Origin of the sequence: Desulfonatronospira sp. MSAO_Bac3, assembly GCF_003838035.1 — a bacterium.
Classification (GTDB): domain Bacteria; phylum Desulfobacterota; class Desulfovibrionia; order Desulfovibrionales; family Desulfonatronovibrionaceae; genus Desulfonatronospira; species Desulfonatronospira thiodismutans.
Map to the genome: position 1 here is coordinate 1 of NZ_QYZY01000095.1, position 2,264 is coordinate 2,264.

At 51.1% G+C, this 2,264-nt stretch carries 2 protein-coding genes; both read left to right on the forward strand.

The features are described 5' to 3' along the window. A partial coding sequence (locus tag D5S03_RS03455) for a DEAD/DEAH box helicase (protein WP_287042683.1) occupies nucleotides 1–1,086 on the forward strand: 1,086 nt, incomplete at its 5' end. After that, nucleotides 1,086–1,547, forward strand: a complete 462-nt coding sequence (locus D5S03_RS03460; RefSeq protein WP_008869133.1) for a tRNA (cytidine(34)-2'-O)-methyltransferase — start codon at nucleotides 1,086–1,088, stop codon at nucleotides 1,545–1,547. The genes D5S03_RS03455 and D5S03_RS03460, both read left to right, overlap by 1 nt. The last annotated feature ends 717 nt before the right edge of the window (nucleotides 1,548–2,264 follow it).

A 2,264-nucleotide genomic window follows, 5' to 3' on the forward strand; every position in this document is an offset into this window, starting at 1 on the left:
GCCCTGCTGCGCCGTGACCTGGAAGAACTCCAGGAACATGAATACAATGCCATTATCCTGGACGAAGCCCAGAACATCAAAAACCCCAATACAATAACCGCACGCTCTGTGCGCAAGCTCCGGGCGGATTTCAAGCTTTGCCTGTCCGGGACACCCATAGAAAACAACCTGCTGGAACTCTGGTCCCTTTTCGAATTTCTCATGCCCGGTTTCCTTGGATCGCAGCACGCCTTTCAGAAAGGCTTTGTAAAGCCCATAAAGGACGGGGACGAAGAAAGCCTTGCTTACCTGCGCAACCGGGTAAAACCCTTTATAATGCGCCGGACCAAGATCGAGGTGGCCCAGGAACTGCCGCCCAAGGTGGAAAACGTATACTACAGCGCCCTGATGGATGATCAGCTTGACCTCTACTCCGCCCTGGCCAAAAAGCTCAAGGAGCAGGTCCTGCAAAGGGTGGACGAAAAGGGAATATCCGCCAGCCAGATGTCCATACTGGACGCCTTGCTCAAGCTGCGCCAGATATGCTGCCACCCCAGGCTTCTGCGGCTGAATATGCCCGGGCTGAACAACAACATTCCTTCAGGGAAGTTTGAAGCCTTCAAAGACCTTACCACCAACATAATCGAGGACGGACACAAGGTCCTGGTATTCTCCCAGTTTGTCCAGATGCTGCATATCATCCGTTCCTGGCTGAATATGAACGAGATCCCCCATGCCTACCTGGACGGTTCCAGTAAGGACCGCCTGGAGCAGGTGGATCTGTTCAACAACAACCCGGACATCCCTGTTTTCCTCATATCCCTCAAGGCGGGGGGTACAGGGCTGAACCTGACAGCTGCCGACTATGTCATCCACTATGATCCCTGGTGGAACCCGGCGGTGGAAAACCAGGCCACAGACAGGACGCACCGTATAGGCCAGACCAAGCAGGTGTTCTCCTACAAGATGATCTGTGAAAACACCGTTGAAGAAAAGATCCTCAAGCTCCAGGAACAGAAAAAGGGAGTTGCCGAAGCCGTCATTCCCGGTCAGAACGCCTGGAAATCCCTGACCCGGGACGACCTGGAAATGCTTTTTGAAGTATAATGCACATCGTACTCTATCAGCCCCGGATACCGCCAAACACCGGGGCTATAGCCAGGTTATGCGCCGCCACCCGGACTCCGCTTCACCTGGTGGGGCCACTGGGATTCAGCCTGGATGACAAGTATCTCAAAAGGGCCGGGCTTGATTACTGGGAACACGTTGAGCTGACCTTGTGGAAAAACTGGGAAGAATACCGGCAGAACTTAGATAAAAGCCACAGGCTGATAATGACCAGTGCCAGGCAGGGTGCAGACTATACCCGGCACTCCTACTCCTTCCAGGACCACCTGATTCTGGGTCCCGAGACCTGGGGTCTACCCGAAAAGATAACCTCCCAGGCTGACCACCTCATAAGAATACCCATCTGGGGAGAAGTAAGAAGCCTTAATCTCTCCAATGCCGCCGGAATAATTCTCTACGAGGGCTACAGGCAACTGGGAATGCCCCCTGCTCATTTCTGATGCAGCCTCAAATGAAGGTAACCATTCAGGGGGTTCCTCGGTGGTGATTACTTGCACAAGGCCCTGGGGACTGTCCCCCGCTAAGTACTAACTGTGCAATCTCACAAAACTTCGCGCATGTACTTTTTGTGTGTGCTGAAAAAGGTGTCGCGGGGACTGTCCCCGGGCCGTTTGAGGCATCCCCTGAATGGTTACAAATGAAGCTGTCCCCTGGACGTAAAAGGGCCTGCCCTGAATCTTTAACGCCTGGTCAGAATTTGACAGACTTAAAGCAGATCTATTATCAAGTGCTGGTTTTATCATTTTTAAAGTAGAAAAACAGTGTAGCTATTCACCACCTGCGGACGAAAAGCCAGGGGCCGGGGGTTCGGCAAACTGGACGTAAACTGTCTGAGCGACATAGGAAGCGTTAATCAAAACCGTTAAACACCAAGTTTGATTCAAAGCATAATATAATTGAAGCTTTTCTGGTTGAAAAACTTGAAGAGGTTTTGATTTACGCTTCCTTGGAGCGAGTTTTTACGTCCTGTTTGCCGAATTTCCGGACCACTGGAGATCATATTATTAAAGTGAACAGTTACCAAACATTTTTGATTTGTATCTGTTTAGCGCTTTTAAGGAAAGCAGGGGACAGGCACTCCGGGACCCACTTGAGCATCATTTTGTGCTTAAAACATCTCATTTTTTGGGACAAGTGGGTCCCGGAAGAGCCAGTCC

Coding starts and splice junctions, on each gene's coding strand:
- D5S03_RS03460 (WP_008869133.1), top strand. CDS start 1,086: ATGCACATCGTACTCTATCAGCCCCGGATACCGCCAAACACCGGGGCT.